The sequence below is a fragment of the Brachybacterium huguangmaarense genome, from assembly GCF_025725725.1.
Taxonomy (GTDB): domain Bacteria; phylum Actinomycetota; class Actinomycetes; order Actinomycetales; family Dermabacteraceae; genus Brachybacterium; species Brachybacterium huguangmaarense.
Map to the genome: position 1 here is coordinate 961,607 of NZ_CP107020.1, position 22,311 is coordinate 983,917.

General features: G+C 72.0%; 16 protein-coding genes. 7 read left to right on the plus strand and 9 right to left on the minus strand.

Translation table 11 applies throughout. The features are described 5' to 3' along the window. Positions 1 to 1,403 precede the first annotated feature (1,403 nt). The 6 genes from BRM3_RS04210 to BRM3_RS04235 form a co-directional block, all read right to left on the minus strand. Complete coding sequence (locus BRM3_RS04210; RefSeq protein WP_263594844.1) at positions 1,404 to 2,192, minus strand: hypothetical protein; 789 nt, start codon at positions 2,190 to 2,192, stop codon at positions 1,404 to 1,406. 91 nt (positions 2,193 to 2,283) lie between these two features. Continuing rightward, positions 2,284 to 3,378, minus strand: coding sequence for a thioredoxin-disulfide reductase (trxB, locus tag BRM3_RS04215; RefSeq protein WP_263594845.1), 1,095 nt, complete (start codon positions 3,376 to 3,378; stop codon positions 2,284 to 2,286). Positions 3,379 to 3,434: 56 nt separating this feature from the next. Continuing rightward, positions 3,435 to 4,277 (minus strand): hypothetical protein, encoded by an 843-nt coding sequence (locus tag BRM3_RS04220; protein WP_263594846.1) that lies wholly within the window; start codon positions 4,275 to 4,277, stop codon positions 3,435 to 3,437. Then, positions 4,274 to 6,688 carry a hypothetical protein gene (locus tag BRM3_RS04225; protein ID WP_263594847.1) on the minus strand — a complete coding sequence of 805 codons (2,415 nt, stop codon included), beginning with the start codon at positions 6,686 to 6,688 and terminating at the stop codon, positions 4,274 to 4,276. Before BRM3_RS04225 ends, BRM3_RS04220 begins: the two co-directional genes overlap by 4 nt. Before the next feature lie 91 nt (positions 6,689 to 6,779). Continuing rightward, on the minus strand, positions 6,780 to 8,525 hold the full coding sequence (murJ, locus tag BRM3_RS04230) for a murein biosynthesis integral membrane protein MurJ (RefSeq protein ID WP_263594848.1): 1,746 nt from the start codon (positions 8,523 to 8,525) through the stop codon (positions 6,780 to 6,782). 10 nt (positions 8,526 to 8,535) lie between these two features. Beyond that, the gene (locus BRM3_RS04235; RefSeq protein ID WP_263594849.1) at positions 8,536 to 10,905 is read right to left on the minus strand and encodes a DUF6049 family protein; all 2,370 of its coding nucleotides are present in this window, start codon (positions 10,903 to 10,905) and stop codon (positions 8,536 to 8,538) included. Positions 10,906 to 11,035: 130 nt separating this feature from the next. On the opposite strand from BRM3_RS04235, the gene BRM3_RS04240 reads away from it, so the two are divergent. The 6 genes from BRM3_RS04240 to rplI all read left to right on the plus strand — a co-directional run bounded on the left by BRM3_RS04240 (position 11,036) and on the right by rplI (position 17,303). After that, positions 11,036 to 12,448: a CCA tRNA nucleotidyltransferase gene (locus tag BRM3_RS04240; RefSeq protein ID WP_263595392.1), complete on the plus strand. Its 1,413-nt coding sequence runs from the start codon at positions 11,036 to 11,038 to the stop codon at positions 12,446 to 12,448. Between the two features lie 248 nt (positions 12,449 to 12,696). Then, positions 12,697 to 15,207 carry a transglycosylase domain-containing protein gene (locus tag BRM3_RS04245; RefSeq protein WP_263594850.1) on the plus strand — a complete coding sequence of 837 codons (2,511 nt, stop codon included), beginning with the start codon at positions 12,697 to 12,699 and terminating at the stop codon, positions 15,205 to 15,207. A gap of 211 nt (positions 15,208 to 15,418) precedes the next feature. Next, positions 15,419 to 15,709: a 30S ribosomal protein S6 gene (gene rpsF, locus BRM3_RS04250; RefSeq protein ID WP_263594851.1), complete on the plus strand. Its 291-nt coding sequence runs from the start codon at positions 15,419 to 15,421 to the stop codon at positions 15,707 to 15,709. Between the two features lie 122 nt (positions 15,710 to 15,831). Next, on the plus strand, positions 15,832 to 16,422 hold the full coding sequence (locus BRM3_RS04255) for a single-stranded DNA-binding protein (RefSeq protein WP_263594852.1): 591 nt from the start codon (positions 15,832 to 15,834) through the stop codon (positions 16,420 to 16,422). A gap of 153 nt (positions 16,423 to 16,575) precedes the next feature. Then, entirely contained in the window at positions 16,576 to 16,812 is a 237-nt protein-coding gene (gene rpsR, locus BRM3_RS04260; protein ID WP_263594853.1) for a 30S ribosomal protein S18, read from the plus strand. A 23-nt stretch (positions 16,813 to 16,835) separates the two neighbouring features. Continuing rightward, positions 16,836 to 17,303, plus strand: coding sequence for a 50S ribosomal protein L9 (gene rplI / locus BRM3_RS04265; RefSeq protein ID WP_263594854.1), 468 nt, complete (start codon positions 16,836 to 16,838; stop codon positions 17,301 to 17,303). Between the two features lie 188 nt (positions 17,304 to 17,491). Here rplI and BRM3_RS04270 read toward each other — a convergent pair whose 3' ends face one another. The 3 genes from BRM3_RS04270 to BRM3_RS04280 form a co-directional block, all read right to left on the minus strand. After that, a complete protein-coding gene (locus BRM3_RS04270) occupies positions 17,492 to 18,409 on the minus strand; it encodes an endonuclease domain-containing protein (RefSeq protein ID WP_263594855.1) in 918 nt (305 codons plus the stop codon). A 252-nt stretch (positions 18,410 to 18,661) separates the two neighbouring features. Further along, the gene (locus BRM3_RS04275) at positions 18,662 to 19,963 is read right to left on the minus strand and encodes an MFS transporter (RefSeq protein ID WP_318152440.1); all 1,302 of its coding nucleotides are present in this window, start codon (positions 19,961 to 19,963) and stop codon (positions 18,662 to 18,664) included. 73 nt (positions 19,964 to 20,036) lie between these two features. After that, complete coding sequence (locus tag BRM3_RS04280) at positions 20,037 to 20,594, minus strand: MarR family winged helix-turn-helix transcriptional regulator (RefSeq protein WP_263594856.1); 558 nt, start codon at positions 20,592 to 20,594, stop codon at positions 20,037 to 20,039. A 168-nt stretch (positions 20,595 to 20,762) separates the two neighbouring features. On the opposite strand from BRM3_RS04280, the gene BRM3_RS04285 reads away from it, so the two are divergent. After that, on the plus strand, positions 20,763 to 22,250 hold the full coding sequence (locus tag BRM3_RS04285) for an amino acid permease (RefSeq protein WP_263594857.1): 1,488 nt from the start codon (positions 20,763 to 20,765) through the stop codon (positions 22,248 to 22,250). The last annotated feature ends 61 nt before the right edge of the window (positions 22,251 to 22,311 follow it).

Below are 22,311 nucleotides of genomic sequence, written 5' to 3' on the forward strand. Positions count from 1 at the left end.
GAGGCCGCTCGGAGCTCTCCACCCGCTGTGGGGAGCCACGGCGGCTCGAGGCGGGCCTGCGCGTGACGGAGGGGCGCTCAGTCCGTGCTCCCGACGTGTCGTTTCACGTGGAGCGCGCGACGGCAGAGGAGGAGCGGGCGTGACCCATCACGGCCTTTCCCTCACGAAGAACACGCTCTCGCGACGCCCCCACATATCGCGAACCCGCCGACGCGTCCACGTCTGGTGGAGGGCCTGACGACTTCTGCAGACGCCAAATCGATCGGGCAGCCGCGCATCCGTCTACCCCGGGACGCAGGACGGAGAGCCCTGCTGCTTCACGTGAATCGAGGGAGCTGAAGGATGAGGCAGCCGGCGCGCGTTCTACGTGAAACTCTTGCCAACACCCCCCGTATGCACGCCCCGGGAGCACCGCCCCTGCTGAACTGCCGCTCATCTGGCTTCAAGGTCTTGAATTGCGACAGCGGCGCACGCGTTTCACATGAAACGGTGCAGACGTTCCACGTGGAACGAGTCAGGTGTGCAGACGTCAAGACTCACCTCTGCGGGCCTCTCTGTAGCGGAACCGAGACGATGCCCTCCAGTGCGTTCGCGCGGAGAAGGCGGCTCAAGGTACGCAGTCGTCAGAGCTTCACGTGAAACGCGGTGGCGCACCGCCTACTCCGGTGTCCGAGGAGGCGCACGCGAGGCTGGCGGAAGTTTCACGTGAAGCCCGCGCCGCCCCACACCGTCACGTGAGCCTCGTGCGTGCACGCACCGGCGCCGCATGAGCTGGAATGCACATCGTCTGGGCAGGGGGCATGTGTCTCGTCTAGGGCGCCTCATGCCGAAAATGGCGCGGTGGACTGCCGCGGCGCTTGACGTACTACACGACCACGGGCCGTGGGCGGGCTGTACGACGGCACGGCCGGTCGCACCGTTCCAGCCGGCCGTGTCGTCAGCACGACGCGTGAGCCGTGAGCAGGCGGCGCGCCATGGACGTTCCACGTGAAGCGCGCGGTGGAGATGCTCGCATACTGATGTCCCTCTGCTCCACGTGAAACGTACGTCGATGCACTGCGCGACCCCACAGCGTCCGGCCGGGCGCTGGCGGGCTCGCGAGTGCGGGACGTCGATAGTCACACGTGTGGACAATGTTGGGGACAACGTGGCCCGCCACAGGACAGGGCGAGGAGGGAGGCGCGTCCGAGAGCTGAGTTTCGAAGCGTGAAACCACACGTCACAGCAGGATTAGCTGTCGAGACATGGGAACCCGCCCGGACCGCCCCTGGGTACGGTGGACGGAGCTGTGGATAACTACGGAGCTGTGTGACCTCTGTGGAAAACTTCTCACGACGACCGCGCCGGATGCGCGCCTCACCTGAGGGTGAAAGCCGCCCGGTTCCGTGTGGTTGCCCCTGCGCTCACGAGCGGAACAGCGTGCGCTCGACCTCGTGCTTGGGCAGCGCTCCCGTGAGCCGCCCGCTCTCCACGTATCTGCACGAGCGTCGCCGTTCGGTGCCAGGCAGCTCTGCCATGGCGCCGCCCTCTCGTACGCCTCGACCGCCTGCACTCGCCTCTGCACCGCCCATCGAGGCCTCGTCCGCGGATGCAGTGGTGGACTCGTCGACATCGAAGGCGATCCAGGTGGGGAGCTCGGTGATGCCCCACCGGTCGATCAGGGCGTCCCGATCGAGGGGCTCACCCGGGTGCACGACGAGGCCGGCCCCTCGGGCGACATCGGCGCCGGCCTCCGCGGTCTTCTCGCAGCACGGTGTGCTCCCGCTCGTCTCCTCCCCGTACGGCGCGCTCCCGCTCGCCTTGTCGCCGTACGGCGCCGGCCCGACGTGCTCCGCGCCCTCAGCGGGCCCGGCGTGCTTCGGGCGGGATGACCCCGGGATCTCCTCGCCGGCGGTGCCGGCGGCACACAGGACGAGGCTGTCGGACCGGGACTCGCTGTCCGGCAGCTGTCCCGCGGCCCCGGCTCCCCGCGACGGTCGTGACCCGGAGGTCAGCACGAGCGCCGTCGCCGCCGGCCCCTCGCCGAGGTCCACCATGACGACCATGACGCTGTCACGGTGCTTGCGAGCGAGCTCCCGGGCGAGCGTGGGCGCCGGTCGGCAGGGATCGGGCCAGACCGCCGTGACGAGCACGACGACGCGGCCAGGCGCGGGGGCGACATCACGGCGCGAAGTATCCGATAACACTGTCATAGTTAGTGAAACACACCCGTCGGGCGAGCTGATAGTGCGTCAGGTCTGCGCTCAGCTGCACGGCACCCGGAACCCGACCGCACGGCACGTCTCAGGCTCGGACCGCCATGTCCTGATCGGCGGCCCGCTCGGCGGCGACCTCGGCGTCCTCGACGGACAGGTTGGCGAGGTAGCGCTCGGCATCCAATGCTGCCTGGCACCCCGACCCGGCGGCGGTGATCGCCTGCCGATAGGTGTGGTCGACGACGTCGCCACAGGCGAAGACCCCCTCGACGGAGGTCCGCGTCGATCGCCCCTCGCACACGACGTAACCCTGCTCGTCGAGCGCGATCTGGCCGGTGAACAGGGCCGAGCGCGGCACATGCCCGATGGCCTCGAAGACGGCATCGGTGCGGATCTCGCGCTCCTCGCCGCTCACGGTGTCGAGCACCGTCAGCGACGTCACGGACTCCTCGCCGCTGATCCGCACCGGCTGGCTGTTCCACGCGAACTGCAGCTTCGGGTCCGCGGCGGCGCGCTTGGCCATGATCTTCGACGCGCGCAGCGCGTCCCGTCGGTGCACGAGCGTCACGCTCGAGCCGAAGCGGGTCAGGAAGGTCGCCTCCTCGACGGCGCTGTCACCGCCGCCGACGACGACGATGTCCTTGTCCTTGAAGAAGAACCCGTCGCACGTCGCGCACCAGGACACGCCGCGGCCGGAGAACTCCTTCTCCCCGTCGATGCCCAGCTCGCGGTAGGCCGAGCCGGTGGCGATGATGATCGTGCGCGAGCGGTAGACGGTGCCGTCCTCGAGGGTGACCGTCTTGATCGGCCCCTCGAGCTGCACCTCGGTCGCGTCCTCGAACAGGATCTCGGCGCCGAAGCGCTCGGCCTGCTCCTGCATCTGCGCCATGAGCTCGGGGCCCATCACGCCCTCGGGGAAGCCGGGGAAGTTCTCGACCTCGGTGGTCGTCATGAGCGCACCGCCCGCATCGAGGGACCCTGCGATCACGATCGGCCGCATCTCGGCGCGCGCCGCGTACACGGCGGCGGTGTAGCCAGCGGGCCCGGAGCCCACGATGACGACCTCGTGCACGGTGTCGTCGGCGGTCGCGGCCGCCGACGACACGGCGGCCTCGGCGCTCGCGGCGCCGGGTGTGCCGAGCAGTCCGGGCACGACGGTGATGGGCTGGATCGGGTCGGTCATGAAGGAAGCCTTCCGGTGGTCGGGGCGGATGAGGGAGAGCAGGGGGGCAGGAGGGGTCAGGAGGTGGTCGGCGAGAGCATCGTGGAACCGCTCCACAGCAGGCTCTGTGACGCGTCGTCCGCGCTGCCGCTGCCGCACGAGGGCAGGACGATGGACACGTCCACCGCGCCGCCCTCGGAGCGGAGCGTGGCGGCGTCCGTGGGGGTGTGCACGATCAGCCAGGAGGACTGCATCGTCGGTCCCCATGCCACCTCCTCCATGATCAGCACCGGCGAGTCGATGCCCTGCTGCGCGAGACAGCTCGAGACGTCGAACGCCGCTGCGGAGTCCACGTATCCGGTGTCGACGAGGTTCTGGACCTCGGGGCCCAGCGTCGACTCCGTGAGAACGGTCAGATTCGACGAGATGTTCCCGCTCGCCCGGGTGTCGTTGATCGCTCCGCTGCCGCCGACGGTGCCGGGCTGGGTGGTGAGCACGAGGGCCCAGGACAGCAGCAGCCCGATGACGGCGGCGATGGCGAGCGCCGCGACGAGCAGCGGCAGGGGCAGGCCGAGCATCAGGATCGACGTGGCGCGGCGGGTCGGCGAGTCGGCGCGGCGCGAGTGCTTGCCCTCGTGCCGGTCCTCGGTCGGGAGGCGCAGCCGTCGTGACACCGATCCCGCGCCCCGGGCGGCGCGCTGGGAGACGGCGCCGACGCCGCTCGCCGCGCGTCGCGTGATCACTCCCGCTCCCCGGGCCGCGCGCGCGGCCGTGCGCCGGGACGCCGCGCCGAGGGCGGCGCCGTGGACGCGCACCCGACGACCGGAGATCCGCGCGAGGCGACGTCCGTTGCGGGCCAGCCGGCCGCTCACCTCGGCGAGACGCCGGGCGATCCGGTCGAGCTGATCGCGGCGGCTCATTCGACGCGGATCTCCGCGATCTGCGCGAGATTGCGCGAACCGTCCGAGGGCAGCTCGGGGATCCAGACCATGAGGTGCTGGGCCTGCACGGGCTGCGCGGGCGCGAGGCGCACCTCGCCGTCACCGGCGAAGGCACCGCTCGCGATCGTGTCGCCCATCGAGCCGTCGTCGTTGACCGCATGCAGCTCGAGGGTGCCGCCCTCGACCTGCGCGGTGGTCACCACGACGGCGTTCACGGTCGCCGGGTCCGTGAGGTCGATCCGGATCCCGATGCCGTCCTTGAGACCGCCGAAGGAGGCGGAGGCGTAGCGCTTGGACTTCCAGACGGTGCCGGGATCGCCGTCGGTGAGGCGATCGGCGTTGTCGGCGTGGTCCCCGCTCCCGCTGCTCTCGACCGCCACCGAGGCGATGGCCGGCGGGGCCGCCGCGGGCTGCTGCGTCGCGGCCGGCGCCTCGCTTGTCGCCTCGGCGGAGGCTGTCGGGGAGGGAGCCGCGCTCGAGGCGGCTGCGGCCGTGCCGAAGGGATCGGCCATGCGCTCACGCAGACCCGAGGTGATCGAGGTCAGGGCCAGCACGAGCGCGAGGATGACCACGATGATCGCGCCGACGAGGATCCACAGCGATCGTCGTGACCGTCCGGGCGCCTCCTCGGGCTCGACTGCGTAGGCCTCGTCGGCGTCGCGGTCCATGGCCACGCCCATCACGTCCCGGAACGAGGAGCGCCGTGCGTCCTCGCCGAGGGCGGCCGCGGCGACGGAGGTCTCACGCCCGGGGACCACGATCGGGCCCGATCCCCCGCGGGGCAGCCCTCCGGGCACGGAGACGGGCCCGCGCGGCTCGTCGGCGTCGTCACGGGCGTCGGGCTCGGGCTCGACGGGCTCGTCTTCCCCGGGGCGATCGTTGGACGGCGCGGCCGAGGGGGTCGAGGCGGCGACGGGCGGAGCAGCGGCCGCGGCGTCGACGTCGGCGCTCTCCTCGGCGGTGCCGCGGCTGCCCGTCATGTCCACGACGTCGGGATCGAGCACGACGTCCTCGTCTTCGGCGGCGGCGGTCGGGGTGAACGCCAGGGCGGCGGGGAAGGCGGTCTGCTCGCGACGCTCGGTCAGGCGGAGGTCGTCGACGAGGCGCTGGGCCTCGGCGGAGCGGGCGTCCGACACGGAGGCCTCCGCGACCGGATCCCCGTCGCCGTGCTCCTCCGCGACGGGCTCGGACAGCGCCTCCTCCGCGACGGGCTCGGACAGCGCCTCGTCCGTCACGGCGGTTGACCGGTCCGGTTCGTCGTCGGCCGGGGCCGCGTCGACCGTTCGCGCGGACTCGACCTCGACGAGGTCCTCCTCCACGGGCTCCGGCTCCGTCGGCTCGGGGGCCTCCGGGGCCGATCCCGGCATCTCGCTGTCCGGGAGGGGCTCGGGCTCGAGCCCGGTCGCGTCGGCTGCAGCCTCCGGGGTCTCCGGCGCGGCCGCCGTGGCGCCGGCGGTGCTCGCCGAGCCAGCGAACAGGGGGAAGGAGGAGGCGGGACGGAGCCCGGTCCGCGGGGACACGACCTCGTCGACGGTCGAGCGGCCCGCGTCGGAGCCCTCGTCCACCGTCTCGGCTCCCGCGGCCGCCTCGTGCCCCGCCCCGGCGTCGGCGGCGTCATAGGCCTCGAGGGTGACGGGGATCGACTGCCACGGACCGAGCTCCGCGATGAGCTCGCGGACGTTGGCGGGGACCGGGGCATCGCCCGGGTTCAGCACCCCGTCGCACAGCGCCTCGAGATCCTCGGGGACCCGGCGCTCGGCCACCTCGCCGGCGCGCGGGACCACCCCGGTCTCGTCCCGACGAGGGCTCGCCCCCGTGACGGCCCGGTACAGCAGAGCGACGAGCGCGGTGACGTCCCGCTGGGCGGCGGCCGGCCCGGAGAGATCCGCCGTGCCGTGGGCCGCGGTCTCCACCCCGACCCCGAGCACCCACACGGAGCCCGAGGCGAGGTCGACGAACACTCGGTTGGAGTCGAGGTGCTGGTGGCGCAGTCCGCGCCGTCGCGCGGCCTCGAGGCCGGTGGCGGCCTCCCCGATCACCGAGCGCGCGGTCTCGGCGCGCAGCGGCCCGTCGGCGAGCAGCGCCGCGAGCGGGGGTGCGGGAGGGAAGGGATAGGAGACGGCGGTCAGGGCGGGGGTGCCGTCGTGGTCGTCGAAGACGTCGATGTCGTCGACGGCCAGCAGCCGCGGGTTCTCGACGAGGAAGGCGCGCCGGGCGGCATCGGCCACCTCGAGCGCGGCGCCGCCCTCGGCGAGGAACAGCGCGCGGCTCTCGCCGTCGGCGGCGCGGGCACGGTGCCAGGAGCTCCCCTCGGCGACCTGTCCCAGCGGGATCTCGCCCTCCAGGGTCCACCGGGCAGCCAGCGCGTCCTCATGCGGTCGTCGGTTCACGCCTCGTCCTCCGGATCGATATCACTGGGCCCATGCTACGGAATGCCCCGGAGCGGCCGAGCCCCGCCGCGCCACGCCGCCCGCGGTGCGCTCACGGCAGACGACGGCGCAGACGCTCGGTCACCGTCCCCGTCAGGGCCCGCAGCTCGTCGACCCGCAGCACCCAGGCGAGGGCGACGTAGACGGCGGTCATGATGGCGCCCACCACGAGGCCCAGCCCGATCGCCGCGAGCTTGCTCGTCCAGAACAGATCCTGGAAGCCGAGGAAGAGCCCGAGGCCCACCGCGAGGGACACGAGACCGGCGACGAGGAGCTTGACGAGCACCACGGCGCTCTGCGAGGCGGTCTCGGCGCGAGCCCCGAGCGAGCGGATGCGGCGCGACATGAGCCGCAGGCCCAGCATCCAGCCCAGGATGTTGCCGACCGAGCTGACGAGCGCCGCGACCGCGGTGGCCCAGCGCGGGTCGACGAAGAGGATCACCGGGACGATCGCGAGGAGCGAGACCACCGTGTTGGGGATCTGCATCCAGAAGGGGGCGCGCGCATCCTCGTACGCATAGAAGACACGCTTGACCAGGTACGTCGCCGCGAACGGCACGAGCCCCACCATGTAGCCCGACAGCACCAGGCCGTTGGCGCGCGAGGCGACGGGCCCGGTGCCGCCCGTGATCACCCACATGATCGGCGCCGACAGCGCGATGAACACGGCCGTGAACAGCACCATCGGCACGGCGAGGGTGCGCGAGGTCCTCGCGTACTGCCGCAGCACGTCGTCGTGGTTGCCGCGCGAGGCGCTGCGTGCGATCGACGGGAAGGCCGCCGTCACGAGGGCGACCGCGATGATGCCCTGCGGGATCATGAAGGCCATGTAGGTCTGGGAGAGCGTCGACAGGGCCGGGTACATCGACGCGTGGACCGGGTCGGATCGGTCCATGTAGACCTCGGACATGTGGCTCGCCCCGCGCGTGGACCAGCGGGTGGCCCAGATCCCGAGCTGCGCCACCCCGAGCATCGCGAGGGTCCACAGACCGATCCGCGAGAGCTTGCCCAGGCCGAGCCCCCGGAAGCCCCACTTCGGGCGCAGCCGCAGGTTCAGCTTGCGCACGTAGAAGAAGAGGAACACCACCTGGGCGGCGGAGCCGCCGACGTTGGCGGCGGCGAGCGCGATGATCATCGGCATCGTCCAGCCGGCGGGATCGGAGTTGGTCGTCCCCCACACGAGCATGAAGGCGCAGGCGCCGAGGATGCCCACCACGTTGTTCATGACGGGCGCCCACTGGTACGGGCCGAAGGACTCATGGGCGTTCAGGAGCTGGCCGCACATCACGTAGAGCGCCGAGAAGATGATCTGGGGCATCATCCAGAACCCGAGCTGGATGGCGAGGGACAGCGTCGCCCCGCGCAAGGCGCCGCTCGTGACCGTCACGAGCACCGGGACCAGGGCGATGCACGCGGCGGTGAGGACAGCGGAGGCCAGCACCACGAGGGTCATCAGGCGCGACACGTAGTCGGAGCCGCGGTCCGCGCGCTCGGTCGCGCGCACGATGGCCGGCACGAGGATCGCGTTGAGCACGCCGCCGCCGATGAAGATCCAGATCGAGTTCGGCAGGAAGTTCGCGGCGTCGACGGCGTTGGCCACCGCGTTGCTGGTGCCCCCGAACAGCATCCCCATGAGCACGTTGCGCACGAACCCCAGCACGCGGGACACGATCGAGCCGGACGCCATGAGCGCGCTCGCACGCACGAGGCGCGAGCGCGACGAGCCGGTCGGTGCGGTCTCGGCGGGCGGCACGTCGCCGGGCTCGGCAGGGGCCTGGCCAGGGGTGGGGTCGGTCATCGGGCGATCATCATCCGTTCGGGGGCTGGGGGGTGTCGGCGTCCGTGCCCTTGCCACGGGCGGCGAGCTCGGAGCGGCCGGTGTGGGCCAGGACGTCGGAGTTCTCGGGGCCGCGCACGGCGGGCGCCCGGCGGTCGGAGCCATGGCGCCGCGCGCGCAGGACCCCGACGACGACCAGGAGGCCCATCGCGATCACGATGAGCATCGTGGTCCAGTTCTCCCATGCCGGGTTCACCGTGAGCGGCATCTCCTGGCTCTCGGTCAGGGGACGCCCGTGCGTGTCGGTGAGGCGGACCGACAGGGTCACGTCGCCGTTGGCGACGGCCTCGACATGCACGGGCGCGCTCTCCTGCCCCCGCGCGGGCACGGTCACCGTGGGCAGGTCGTCGGACACGCGCAGGAGCGGCTTGTCGGACGAGGCCGCGAGGCTCACCGTGACGGCGCTGTCGAGGTTGTTGACCACGGTGACCGGCACGTTCACGTCGCTCGCGACGAGGTTGTAGCCCGAGGCGGGCACGATCGTGACGGCGCCGGTGAGCGCGTCGACCTGGTCGGAGGCCGTCGAGACCCGCTGCTGGAAGGCGTCGGCGGCCTCGGTGCCGCGCCAGCGCACGGAGGTCGCCGAGGCCACGGCGAGATCCGCGGCGTCGGTCTGGGCGGGATCCTGCATGGCCGAGCGCAGCGTGTCGAGCGCGCGCGCCTTCTCCTGCAGACCCAGCAGCACGCCGGGACCGAGCAGCCCCGGCGCATCGGGCTCCTCGAGGCGGGTGATCGAGCCGTCGGCGCTGCGCGAGGTGGGGTGCACGGCGTCGGCATGCAGGGTGCCGAGCGCATAGGCCTGGGTCGAGCCGTCCTGCGAGTCCGTCGTCCAGTCCGCGTCCGCGGCGAGGCCCAGCACGTCCCCCGTGCGCTCGTGCTGGACCCACGGCGCCTCGCCGAGCGCATCGAGCGTGCGACCCATCGCGCCGGCGTCCGCGTCGTCCGCGAGCGTCGGGGAGATCAGCACATGGCGCGGGGAGGAGGTGGGCTCCGAGGCGATCACGGCGGTCTCGGCGAGCATCCGCTGCGTGGTCTGCTCGCCGTCCGAGCCCGCCGTGATGGAGGACAGCTCGTCGGACAGCACGGGATCCGGGGCGAGCACGGGCGTGGTGCCCGCATCGCTCGCGTACGCGCCGATCGACGACGGGGTGACGATGCCGTCGGGCTCCTCGCGCAGCGACGCCGAGGACGTCATCAGCACGTCGGCGCCGGTCTCCTGGGCGGCTGTCAGGGCCTGGCCGTCCGCCTCGTCGGCCGGCACCTCGACGACCGTGCCCGCCGACGTGATGCCCGCCGACGACAGCGCCTCCTGGGAGCGCCGCGAGAGCTGATCGGCCAGGTCGCTCGCCCCGGCGGCGTCGAGCGAGACCAGGTCGGCCCGCGCATAGGGCGTGGTCAGGACCGTGCGCTCGCCGACGGCTCCCGTGAGCTCGTCGACCAGGCCCTGGGCGGCCTCCGAGCGGGCGTAGCGGCCCGTGCCCTCCGGCGTCGGCGAGGCGTCGGCGGTCGTCGTGCCCGCCGAGGGGTCGGCCTGCGGATCGCCGGCCCCGGCCTCCGCCTCGTCGGCGGGGACGGCGAGGGCGGGCGGGTCGACGAGGGCCGGGTCGAGCAGCCAGTCCACGTCGGGGCGGGTCGCGAGGTCCGCGACCGCCCGCAGATGCCCGCCGGTCGCCGAGGCGTCGTATCCGGCCGGATCGAGCGCCGCCTCGCCGGCGTCGTCCGCGCTCACGGGCAGCAGGACCGACTCGGAGATCGACGCGGTGGTCCCCGCCGGGCGCCACACGGTGAAGGTGCGCAGCGTGGCGAGATCCTCGCCGCCCGAGGCGAGCGTGAGGGCGAGACGGCGCGTCCCCCACAGGTCCGGTGAGGACGAGAAGCCCAGGGAGTCGGCGGCCACCGAGACCGTGACGGTCCGTGACTCTCCCGGCGCGAGCGCGGGGGCTCCCGAGGTCGAGCTCGCGTCCGCGGTCCCGGACACCGCCGGCGTCGTGTCGCGCTGCCAGGTGTCGAGCGTCGAGCGTTCGGTGACGCGGGGCGTGCGTGCCCGCAGCTCGAGCACCGGCTCGGCGATCGTGGTGTCGGTGCCGTTGGTCACCTGGACCTGGGCGGTGAGGGTCGAGCCGGGCGTCAGGGCCGTCGGGCCCAGGGACACGAGGTCGAGCGCGACCCCTGCCGCGGGTGTCGCGGGGGGGCGCTGCGGCGCCGTGCCGGAGGCCTGCTCGACGGCGATAGAATGCGTCGGCGCGCTGCCCAGGACCATCGCGAGCGCGATGAGCAGTGCCGCCACGAACCCGATCGGTCGCGGCCCGCGACGGCGCGCGAGCGTGGGCGTGGACGGCATGGGGACACTGTAGACGCGCGCCCCGGAGCCGGAGCAGACAGGAAGCCTTCCCGTGACCCACGCCCCTGACCAGGACCCGACCGCGGCCCGCGAGGCGCGTCTCGCCCTCGCACGTCGGCGCGCCGGGAGCATGTTCGCGGCCCTGCCCGAGCCGCTCCACGCGCTCGGGCGGCTCTTCGAGGAGGCCGGCCACGAGCTCGCCCTCGTCGGCGGTCCCGTGCGCGACGCGGTGCTCGGCCGCTCGAGCGCCGACCTCGACTTCACCACCTCGGCCCGCCCCGACGAGACCGAGCGGATCCTGCGGGCGTGGAACGGCGGCGGCGCGATCTGGGACATGGGCCGCGACTTCGGGACGCTCGGCGCGGCGCACGCGGGCGTGAAGGTCGAGATCACGACCTACCGCACCGAGACCTACGATCCGACCAGCCGCAAGCCGCAGGTGGCCTTCGGCGACACCCTGGCCGGCGACCTCTCGCGCCGAGACTTCACCGTCAACGCGATGGCCGTGCGGCTGCCCTCCCTCGAGTTCGTCGACCCCTTCGGCGGCCTCGGGGACATCGCAGCCCAGGTGCTGCGCACGCCCGTCGACCCCGTGCAGTCCTTCACCGACGACCCGCTGCGCATGATGCGCGCCGCACGCTTCGTGTCGCAGCTGGGCTTCGTCATCGAGCAGGACACGGCCGCCGCGGCCCGTGCCCTGGCCGATCGGATCGAGATCGTCTCGGCCGAGCGGGTGCGCGACGAGCTCGTCAAGCTCCTGCTGGGCGCCCATCCCCACCGCGGGCTCGTCGAGCTCGTGGACCTCTCCCTGGCCGAGCACGTGCTGCCCGAGCTGCCCGCCATGAAGCTCGAGATCGACGAGCACCATCGCCACAAGGACGTGTACGAGCACTCGCTCACGGTGCTCGACCAGGCCATCGCGCTCGAGAGCCCCGCGGGCTCGGGCGGCCCCGTGGAGTCCCCCGACCTGGTGCTGCGTCTGGCCGCGCTCCTGCACGACATCGGCAAGCCCGCGACGCGGCGCTACGAGGACGGCGGGGTCGTCACCTTCCGCTTCCACGAGACGGTCGGCGCCAAGATGGCGGCGAAGCGCCTGAAGGCCCTCGCGTTCGACAAGGACACCATCAAGCAGGTGGCTCGACTCGTCGAGCTGCATCTGCGCTTCCACGGCTACGTCGACGCCGCCTGGACCGACTCGGCCGTGCGCCGCTACGTGACCGACGCCGGGCCGCTCCTCCAGCGTCTGCACCGCCTCACGCGCGCCGACGTCACCACGCGCAACAAGCGCAAGGCCCGGGCGCTCGCGCGCGCCTACGACGACCTCGAGCAGCGGATCGACGAGCTCGCGGCCCAGGAGGAGCTCGACAGGATCCGCCCCGACCTCGACGGCAACGCGATCATGCGGATCCTGGAGCTGCCGCCGGGGCGGGAGGTGGGCGAGGCCTACCGCCACCTGCTCGAGCTGCGCATGGAGCACGGCCCGCTCGGGGCCGAGAGGGCCGAGCAGGAGCTCCGTCGCTGGTGGGAGGCCCGCCAGAACTGACCGCTCCGCCCCGGCGGGAGGCATGTGGCGCACGTCGCGCGTGACGTGAAAACCCTGTGAGAGGCGCCGCGCGGACTATCCCCGTCGCCGGTGTCGTCCCATACTGGAGCGCAGTGGCGTCCGCACGCCCGCATGTCCTGGGGACCATGGCGCCCCCGCCGGACGGCCAGGTGGGGACGACCGCACCGCTTGCACGCCGGTCCCCGACGCGCGGCACCGGCCCTGCTTCCCACGCCCCAGGAGAACTCGTGAGCGACACTCCCCGTTCGCCCAAGCACACCTCGCGCACGTCCCGTTCCGGGTCGTCGGGAGGCACGGGCGGGCGCACACCCTCCGAGGGCGGCGCCGGGCGCCGCGGGTCCTCGACCTGGGTCGGGGGGAGCTCCTCGGGCGGATCGACGAAGGGCGGCGCGTCGGCGACGGGGGCGGCCGGCAAGGACCGCCGCTCCTCCCGCGCCGCCAAGGACAAGAAGAAGGCCACCACGGCTCGGCGGGCCGGCTTCTGGGGCGCGATCGCCGGCGCCCTCAACTACCCCCGACGCGGCAAGAGCGGCGCGCTCCGCTGGTTCCCCTCGCTGCGGCTCATCGTGGGCGTGGTCGCGCTGTTCGTCGTGCTCGGCGTGGGCGGCGCGGCCTGGCTGTACGCCGTGACCGACGTGCCCGAGGAGGACCAGATCGCGGTCGCGCAGACCTCGCGCGTCTACTTCAGCGACGGCACGACCGAGATGGGCACGTTCAGCGAGGTCAACCGCACCATCCTGCCCAACGACGAGATCCCGCAGAACGTCAAGGGCGCGGTCGTGGCGAGCGAGGACTCGACGTTCTACGAGAACCGCGGCGTCTCGCCGCGCGGCATCGTCCGTGCGCTCGTGAACAACGTCAAGGGCGGCGCCCGGCAGGGCGGGTCCACGATCACCCAGCAGTACGTCGAGCGCTACTACACGGGCACGACCACCTCCTACACCGGCAAGGTGAAGGAGATGATCATGGCGCTCAAGATCGACCAGGAGCTGCCCAAGGACGAGATCCTCTCCCGGTACCTCAACACGATCTACTTCGGGCGCGGCGCCTACGGCATCCAGGCTGCGTCGCAGGCCTACTTCGGCAAGGACGCCAAGGACCTCACCGACTCCGAGGCGGCCCTGCTCGTCGCCGTCATCCCGGCCCCCTCGAGCTACGACCCCGCGGTCAACCACGACGAGGCGGTCAAGCGCTGGAAGCGCGTCATCGAGCGCGAGGTCAATGTGACCAAGACCCTCACCTCGGCCCAGGCCGACGCGATCGAGTTCACCGAGCCGCAGGCGCCTGCCCCCAAGAACAACCTGGGCGGCACCAACGGCTACCTGCTCAAGATGGTCGAGAGCGAGCTCAAGCGCGAGGGCATCCCCGAGGACGAGCTCAACCAGGGCGGGTTCACGATCGTCTCCTCGATCGACAAGTCCATCCAGGACAACACCGTGCGGGCGATCGAGGACCTCCCCTCCGACCGGCCCGCGAACAACCACGTCGGCACCGTCACGATCGACCCCAGCACGGGTGCGATCCGGGCCCTGTACGGCGGCGCCGACTACGTGACCCAGGGCCGCAGCGACGCGACCCAGTCGCACATGCAGGGCGGGTCGATCTTCAAGACCTTCACCCTGCTCGCGGCCCTCCAGGACGGCTACAGCCTGAACTCGACGTGGAACGGCAACTCGCCCCACCAGTTCCCCGGCTGGAAGGTGAAGAACTTCAGCGACGTCTCCTACGGGAACATCACCCTCACCGAGGCCACGACCCACTCGGTCAACACCGCCTACGCGGCGCTGAACCTCGACATGGGCCCCGAGAAGACGAAGCAGATGGCCATCACGATGGGCCTGCCCGAGGACACCCCCGGGCTCGACGACAACCAGACGAACGTGCTGGGCACCGCCTCGCCGACCGTCATGAACATGGCCACCGCGTATTCGACGATCGCCGCGCAGGGCGTGCACCGCACGCCGTACATCGTGCAGAAGGTGACGACGTCCGACGGGGCCGTGCGCTACGAGCACCAGGACGACGCCAAGCAGGTGATCGACCGCGATATCGCCATCAACGCGACCGTCGCCCTGCAGGGGCCGCCGTCGTCCTCGGGATCGGCCGACTACGTCGCCGACCACATGAACGGCCGCGAGGTCGCCGGCAAGACCGGCACGTCCGAGAGCTTCAAGTCGGCCTGGTTCGTGGGCTTCACCCCTCAGCTGGTCACGGCGGTCGGGATGTTCCAGCCCTCCGAGGACGGCACGGTCGAGGAGCAGCTCACCCCCTTCGGCGGCGAGAGCAACATCACCGGCGGCACCTTCCCCACCGAGGTCTGGGTGGGCATCATGAAGCCCTCCCTGCAGGGCCAGGAGAAGCTCGACTTCCCGAGCGCGGTCTCGTCCGGGTCCCAGAAGAAGGGCAAGGCGAGCTCGAGCTCGCGGTCCTCGACCACGCGCAAGCAGACCACCGAGGCGCCGAGCACCACGACCGAGGCCCCGACCACCGAGGCTCCCACCACGACCGAGGCGCCGACCACGACGACCGAGGCTCCCCAGCAGACGACCACCGAGGCGCCGCGCACCGAGCAGACGACGCAGGCGCCCCAGTCGTCGACCGGCCAGAACGGCGACCAGGGGCACAACGGCGACCAGGGACAGGATCAGGGCCAGAACCAGGGACAGGGGCGCAACCAGGACGGCCAGGGTCGGACCCAGGACCGCGAGAGCGTCCCGGCCCGCGAGGTCGACGACTGATCCGCGAGGTCGACGACTGATCCGACAGCGCCTTCACCTGTGATCCGTCGCGCACGCAGACCCCACGTGTGGTGGGCGGCGCGGAGGGCCGATAGGCTGGATCGGTCCGTGTCCTGACCGGGGCGCCCGTCCCGGCCGGCGCGGAACGCATGAACCCTCCTGCCACGGAAGGACCGTGGCCGCGAAGACCACAGGAGGTGGGTACTCGAACATGCGCAAGTACGAAATGGTCGTGATCCTCGACCCCTCGATCGACGAGCGGACCGTGGGCGGCACCTTCGAGAAGCTGGTGTCGGTCGTCCCCGCCGAGGGCGGCAGCGTCGACAACGTCGACGTCTGGGGCAAGCGGAAGTTCGCCTACGAGATCGACAAGAAGACCGAGGGCGTCTACGTCGTCCTGAACTTCACCGCGAAGCCGGACACCGCCAAGGAGCTGGACCGTCAGCTCGGCCTCAACGAGTCCGTCCTCCGCACCAAGCTGATGCGGGTCGACGCCCGCTGATGTCCCGCGCACCGGGGCGACCCGGTGACCACCGCATCCACTGACCCATCTGGTCGCACCGTCGTCACCGACGACCGCGGCCGTCCGCAGTCGCGGAACGACCAGCACCCGAGGAGCACCGCATGGCCGGAGAAACCATCATCACCGTGGTCGGCAACCTCACCGCCGACCCCGAGCTGCGCTTCACGCAGTCCGGAGCCGCGGTCGCGTCGTTCACCGTCGCGTCCACCCCCCGCACGTTCGACCGTCAGGCGAACGAGTGGAAGGACGGCGAGGCGATGTTCCTGCGCTGCTCGATCTGGCGCGACGCCGCGGAGAACGTGGCCGAGTCGCTCGAGAAGGGCACGCGCGTCGTCGTGCAGGGGCGCCTCAAGCAGCGCTCCTTCACCGACCGCGACGGCAACAACCGCACCACCATCGAGCTCGACGTCGACGAGATCGGCCCCTCCCTGCGCTACGCGACGGCCAAGCCGCAGCGTGTCCAGCGCGGTGGCGGTGGCGGCTTCGGCGGCGGCCAGCAGGGCGGTGGCCAGGGCGGCTACTCCGGCGGCGGCGGTCAGAACCGCGGCGGCTACTCCGGCGGCGGCAACCAGGGCGGCTACAACGGTGGCGGCCAGGGCGGCGGCTACAGCGGCGGCCAGCAGGGCGGCGGGGACGCCGACCCGTGGGCCGGCGGCGGCAACCAGGGCGGATACGACGACCCGCCGTTCTGATCGGACCTGATCGCGGCCCTGCGGCCCCGGTCGACCGGCAGGAAGCGGATCGACGGATCCTCGCCCGCCCGCGGCGCACGACGCGTCGCATCTCATCCATTCATCCATCCCGGGTGCATGCCCGGGCTCCACTTCGAACGAAGGAGCACCACGATGGCCAAGCCTGTTCTTCGCAAGCCGAAGAAGAAGCAGAACCCGCTGAAGGCAGCGGGCGTCGAGACCGTCGACTACAAGGACGCGGCCCTGCTGCGCAAGTTCATCTCCGACCGCGGCAAGATCCGTGCGCGCCGCGTCACCGGCGTGTCCGTGCAGGAGCAGCGTCAGATCGCGAAGGCCGTGAAGAACGCCCGCGAGATCGCCCTGCTGCCCTACTCGACCTCCGGTCGCTGATCGAGGAAGGGAAAGGACGTCACATGACCACCAAGCTCATCCTCACCCATGAGGTCACCGGCCTCGGCACCGCGGGCGACGTCGTCGACGTCAAGGACGGCTACGCGCGCAACTTCCTGCTGCCGCGCGGCCTCGCGACGCCGTGGACCAAGGGCGGCCAGCGCCAGCTGGACCAGATCCGCTCGGCCCGTTCCAAGCGCGCGATCACGTCGCTCGAGGACGCACAGGCCCTGCGCGACCTGCTGCAGTCCAAGCCCGTCGTCGTCGCCGAGCGCGCCGGCGAGAGCGGCCGCCTCTTCGGCGCCGTCTCCTCGAAGGACGTCGCGGAGGGCGTGAAGAGCGTCTTCGATCGCGACATCGACCGTCGCGCCGTCGAGTTCGTCGCCCCCGTGCGGTCCCTCGGCGAGCACAAGGCGACCGTGCGCCTCCACGAGGACGTCGTCGCGAACCTGCTCATTCAGGTCGTCGCCGCGAAGGGCTCGAAGGCCTGATCGGCTGACGCACCCCGCCAACGCAGCGCCCCCGCACCGTCACCCGGTGCGGGGGCGTTCGTGTCGCCGGGGGGGGTGGTGGGGCCGGGGCCGCGCGGTCCGGAATACGGGGGACGCGGGTCCGGGATGCACAGATGTGACGCTGAGAGCCGCGGCCCTCGGATTCTGGAGGGGTGTGGCTCTCAGCGTCACCTCTGTGCGGGGTCGACTCGGCGCGGGCCTCGCTGGCCCCCGGGGGCGCCCTCACGCGGCGGGCACAGGAGCAGGCCGCGCCGTCCGGGCGACGCGCGATGCAGGCGCGAGGCGACCAGGTCGCGCAGGAACAACTGCGTCCGCTCCCAGTGCACGACGACGTCCTCGAAGCTCAGGCGCACCACGCGATAGCCGAGGAGCACCAGGGCACGGTCACGTCGGCGATCCTCGTTCTGAGCCTCCCGGCTGCCGTGATGCGTCCAGCTGTCGCACTCGATGATCAGGCACTCGCCCACCCTTATGTCCGTGTAGCCCACACCCGGGACGTGCCACTGCGGCACGACCGTGACGCCGAGCCGCTCGAGGAACCGGCGCACGCGGGACTCCGGCCCCGACATGGCCCTGCCGTCGATCGGACCGAGCGCCCTGCGGGTCTTGAGAGGAAGCGACGAGAGGAGCCCGTCGAGGGCGGCCCGCTCCAGCAGTCCCCGGTGCGCCACCGACTCGAGCACCATCACAGCGATGTCCGTCTCCTGGCACCGGACCAGATGGGACAGGGCGATCGTCAAGGGCATGATCGGCTCCGCGTCGGGCCACGAGCGCAGAGGGCGATGGTCGATCACGAGCCCGCCCGCTGCGGCTGCTGAGGAACGGTGCAGCCGAGCCTCGTGGCGAGCGGCGGACGGGACTTTCCAGGCACCGTGCAGCGCCACGGCGTCGATGCAGGTGAGCCGGGCCCCGCCCCGGAGAGAAGCGGCGACGCGCGGAGGCGTCCGGGCGGTGCCGAGCCACTCGCGTCCGAGCCGGACGAGGTCGCCGGAACGGATCATCGTGTCGATCTGGCCGCGTGTGTAACCGTCCCGCAGGAGCTCGGCGCGGCGTCCGACGTGCAGGGTGCGGGACAGGGCGCTCATGCGCCGAGAGTGCCGGGTGGGGTGAGCCCGGCGTGTCTGCTCCGCGGTGATGGTGGGCTTCCTGGACGTGGGGAGGGGATACGACATGCCGCGAGCGCCGGCAGGGGCGGCCGCCACGCCTCCCGATGCCGGGGTCCAGCACAGATGTGACGCTGAGAGCCGCAGCCCTCGAGAATCGAGGGGCTGCGGCTCTCAGCGTCACATCTGTGTCGCGCGCTCAGGCGAGCGCGGGCGGTGCCGGGCTTGCGAGGGTCAGATCTCGTCGCCCTCGGCGATCGCCTCGGCCTCGGCCTCGGCCGACAGGTGCGGGCGGGTGACGCGCGACAGGTGCTTGTGGCCGATGCCGAGCATCGCGATGCTCAGCAGCAGGGCGATCACGGCGAACAGGTACGGGGCGGCCGCACCGAGGGCCGCGGCGATCGGGCCCGCGACGGCGGAGGACACGGCGCCGCCGAAGAAGCGGACGCCCGAGTAGGCCGAGCTCGCGACGGAGCGGGGCAGGTCGGTCGCCTCCATGACGGTCTCGGTCAGGGCGGTGTTCATGATGCCCTGGAGCAAGCCGCCGATGACGATCAGCACGATCATCCCGACCAGCGAGGTGTGGAACACGGCCAGCAGCGCCATCACGACGGCCAGGCCGATGAGCGTGATCACGAGCGTGCGGACCAGGCCGAACGCGCGGGTCAGGAGCGGGGCGCCGAACACGGACGTGATGGCGAGGCCCACGCCCCAGCCGAAGAACACGCTGCCGATGCCCATCGAGCCGAGCTCACCGCCGCCGGCGGCGGCCGCCGCCTCGAGCGGGAAGGGCGAGTAGGCCAGCATCGCGAAGAACGCGAAGTTGTAGAACACCGCGGTGAGGGCGAGGGTGCGCAGGGCCGGGTTGGACAGACCGCGGATCGCGGCCCACGGGGAGATGCGCGCCGGCTTCTCGGCGGGCTTGTTGAGCATGGTCACGATGGCGATGAAGCCGCAGGCCATGAGGATCGCGGTGCCTGCGAAGGGCGCGCGCCAGGTCCAGGAGCCGAGCACGCCGCCGAGCAGCGGGCCGAAGGCCATGCCGATGCCGAGCGCGGTCTCGTACAGCATGATCGCGCCGCGGGAGGTCCCGGCGGCGGCGCCGACGATCGCCGCGAGGGCGGTCGAGATGAACAGCGCGTTGCCCAGGCCCCATCCGCCGCGCAGGCCGATGATCTCGTCGACCGAGGTCCCGGCGGCGGCGAGGCCGGCGAACACGACGATCAGCGCGAGGCCGATGAGCAGGGTGGTGCGGGTGCCGAGGCGCGAGCCGATCCAGCTCGTGAAGAACATGGCGATCGCCGTGATGAACAGGTAGCTCGTGAACAGCAGCATCGCCTGCGTATGCGAGGCGCCGAGCTCGTTGCTGATGGCCGGGAGGATCGGGTCCACGAGGCCGATGCCCATGAACGACACGGTCGCCGCGAAGGCGATGGCCCAGACAGCCTTGGGCTGGTGGAAGGCGTCGGCCAGGCCGGATCGGCCCTGCTCCGGGGCGGGCGCCTGGTGGGGCGCAGGAGCGGTCGTGCTCGTCAACGTTCTCTCTCTTTCGGTGAGGTGATGCGGGGGCGGGTCGGGAGCCGGCGTCCGGGGGCGGACGAGCCGGGGGTCAGTGGTGCGAGGCGGCGGCCGCGCGGGCGGTCGGGGCGTCGCCGAGGGCGTGGTCGCCGAACGGGAGGGGCTCGGTGCCCCCCGCGATGTCGGCGGTCGCGAGGATCCCGTACAGGATCTCGGCGGTGCGCCGGAGGGCGCCGCGGTCGTCGTCGTCGAGATCGGCGAGCAGGCCCTCGACGGTCGCGCTCAGCCGGCGGCGCCACTCGCGCAGCTGATCGGAGCCGCGCTCGGTGAGGCGCACGAGGGACGAGCGCGAGTCGGAGGGGTCGGTGCGGCGCTCGACGAGGCCGGCCTCCTCGAGGCGCTGCACGGCGGTCGTCGCGCTCGGCCGGGTCACCTGCTCGAGGGTCGCGATCTCGCTCACGCGGAGCTCGCCGCGCTGGTCGAGGGCGGCCGCGATGCGCCACGTCACGGACGACACGCCGACGTCGGCGCCGCGGATCGCGAGGCGGGCGAAGCGGCTGCACGCGAGCGTGAGCTCGAGCGGCAGCTGATCGGCCGTGGGCTGGTCGACGGCGTCCCGGGCGGCGGCGGAAGCAGAAGTGGTGGGCACGACACCCGAATATAGTTAATGGACCTAACTAGAACAAGCGAGTGTGGCCCAGCGGACATCCAGGAACGAGCGTGCCCACCCAGCGCCTGCCCGGCAGACCCGTGTCCGCGGCGCCCGCGGGGGCGGGCGTCCCGGCCCGCAGCGCCCGTCCCGTCATAGGCTTCGCCGATGAGCAGTGCCCCTTCCTCCTCCCCTTCCCGTTCCGCCCGCCGCACCTCGCCCGACGGCCACCAGCACCTCGCACGCTCCCTCGGCCACGGCCAGATGGCTATGATCGCGATGGGCTCGGCGCTCGGCACAGGGCTGTTCCTCGGCTCCGGCTCCGCGATCGGCGTGGCCGGCCCCGCCGCCGTCGTGAGCTTCGCGATCGGCTCGCTCATCGCCGCCTGCATCGCGCTGTGCATGGGCGAGATGGCCTCGCGGCATCCCGTGCGCGGCGGCTTCGGCACCCTCGCGGCCCGCTTCCTCTCCCCCTTCTGGGGATACCTCTCGCGCTGGCTGTACTGGATCGTGACCGTCGCCGTGACGGGCACCGAGCTCGTCGCGTGCGCGTCCTACCTGCAGTACTGGTCGCCGACGACGGCCGACGGCAGCCCCGTCGTGCCCCTGTGGGCGGGCATCGTGCTGTTCGCCGCGATCATCGTGGTCATCAACGTCGTGAGCGTGGGGTCGTTCGGCGCGATCGAGTTCGTGCTCTCGAGCATCAAGGTGATCGCGGTGCTCGTGTTCATCCTGGTGGGGCTGTTCCTCGTGGTCTTCGGACTGCCGAGCGCACCCGCGCCGGGGCTGTCGAACCTCGTGGCCGACGGCGGATTCGCCCCGAACGGCTGGGGCGCCGTGTGGCTCGCGATGGCGATCGTGATGTTCAGCTTCGGCGGGATCGAGCTGCTGTCGGTGACCGCTGCGGAGGCCAAGGACCCGGCGGTCTCGATCCGCACCGCGGCCCGCACCACCGTCATCCGCCTCGCCTTCTTCTACGTGCTGTCGATCGGCGTGGTCGTGGCCCTCGTGCCGTGGCAGGACGCGGCCGGCACCGGCGACGCCGTCGCGACCAGCCCGTTCGTCATGGTCTTCGACCGGATCGGGGTGCCGGGGGCCGGGCACATCACCAACCTGCTCGTGCTCATCGCGGCCCTCTCGGCCGCCAACGCCAACCTCTACGCGGGCAGCCGGATGCTGCAGTCCCTCGCGAGCGACGGGCTCGGCCCGCGCGGCCTGCGGGTGCTCTCGCGGCGCCGGGTGCCCGTGCGGGCCATCGCCGTCAGCTCCGTGGGCATCGTCGCGGCGGCCGTGCTCGCCTTCACCGGGGTGGCGGGCGTCTTCAGCTACATGATGAGCCTCGTGGTGTTCTCGGTGCTGCTCGTGTGGGGCCTGATCCTCGTCACCTACCTCGCCTACCACCGCACGCGCGACGGCCAGGAGACCTTCCACGCGCCCGGCGGGGCGGTCACCGCGGTGATCGGGCTGGTCGGCGTGGTCGGGGTGTTCGCGACCGTCGCCGTGGTGCGCGACATGCAGCTCGCGGCGCTCGTCGGCGTGCCCGCCGTGATCGTGGCGACGGTGCTCTACGCGACCGTCGTGCGTCGTCGGCGAAGCGTCGGCGCCGTCGAGGAAGCCTTCGCCGAAGCGGACGAATTTCGCGAACGGGGCGCCTGACCGCTCCCCAGGGGGTCGATCTCCCCACTGGGGACGCGCGTACCGGATACTCCCGGTACTG

Excerpts from the sequence above, each read along its gene's own strand:
- BRM3_RS04210 (WP_263594844.1), bottom strand. The coding sequence starts at position 2,192 with ATGACAGTGTTATCGGATACTTCGCGCCGTGATGTCGCCCCCGCGCCT.
- trxB (WP_263594845.1), bottom strand. The coding sequence starts at position 3,378 with ATGACCGACCCGATCCAGCCCATCACCGTCGTGCCCGGACTGCTCGGC.
- BRM3_RS04220 (WP_263594846.1), bottom strand. The coding sequence starts at position 4,277 with ATGAGCCGCCGCGATCAGCTCGACCGGATCGCCCGGCGTCTCGCCGAG.
- murJ (WP_263594848.1), bottom strand. The coding sequence starts at position 8,525 with ATGACCGACCCCACCCCTGGCCAGGCCCCTGCCGAGCCCGGCGACGTG.
- BRM3_RS04235 (WP_263594849.1), bottom strand. The coding sequence starts at position 10,905 with ATGCCGTCCACGCCCACGCTCGCGCGCCGTCGCGGGCCGCGACCGATC.
- BRM3_RS04240 (WP_263595392.1), top strand. The coding sequence starts at position 11,036 with ATGTTCGCGGCCCTGCCCGAGCCGCTCCACGCGCTCGGGCGGCTCTTC.
- rpsF (WP_263594851.1), top strand. The coding sequence starts at position 15,419 with ATGCGCAAGTACGAAATGGTCGTGATCCTCGACCCCTCGATCGACGAG.
- BRM3_RS04255 (WP_263594852.1), top strand. The coding sequence starts at position 15,832 with ATGGCCGGAGAAACCATCATCACCGTGGTCGGCAACCTCACCGCCGAC.
- rpsR (WP_263594853.1), top strand. The coding sequence starts at position 16,576 with ATGGCCAAGCCTGTTCTTCGCAAGCCGAAGAAGAAGCAGAACCCGCTG.
- rplI (WP_263594854.1), top strand. The coding sequence starts at position 16,836 with ATGACCACCAAGCTCATCCTCACCCATGAGGTCACCGGCCTCGGCACC.
- BRM3_RS04270 (WP_263594855.1), bottom strand. The coding sequence starts at position 18,409 with ATGAGCGCCCTGTCCCGCACCCTGCACGTCGGACGCCGCGCCGAGCTC.
- BRM3_RS04285 (WP_263594857.1), top strand. The coding sequence starts at position 20,763 with ATGAGCAGTGCCCCTTCCTCCTCCCCTTCCCGTTCCGCCCGCCGCACC.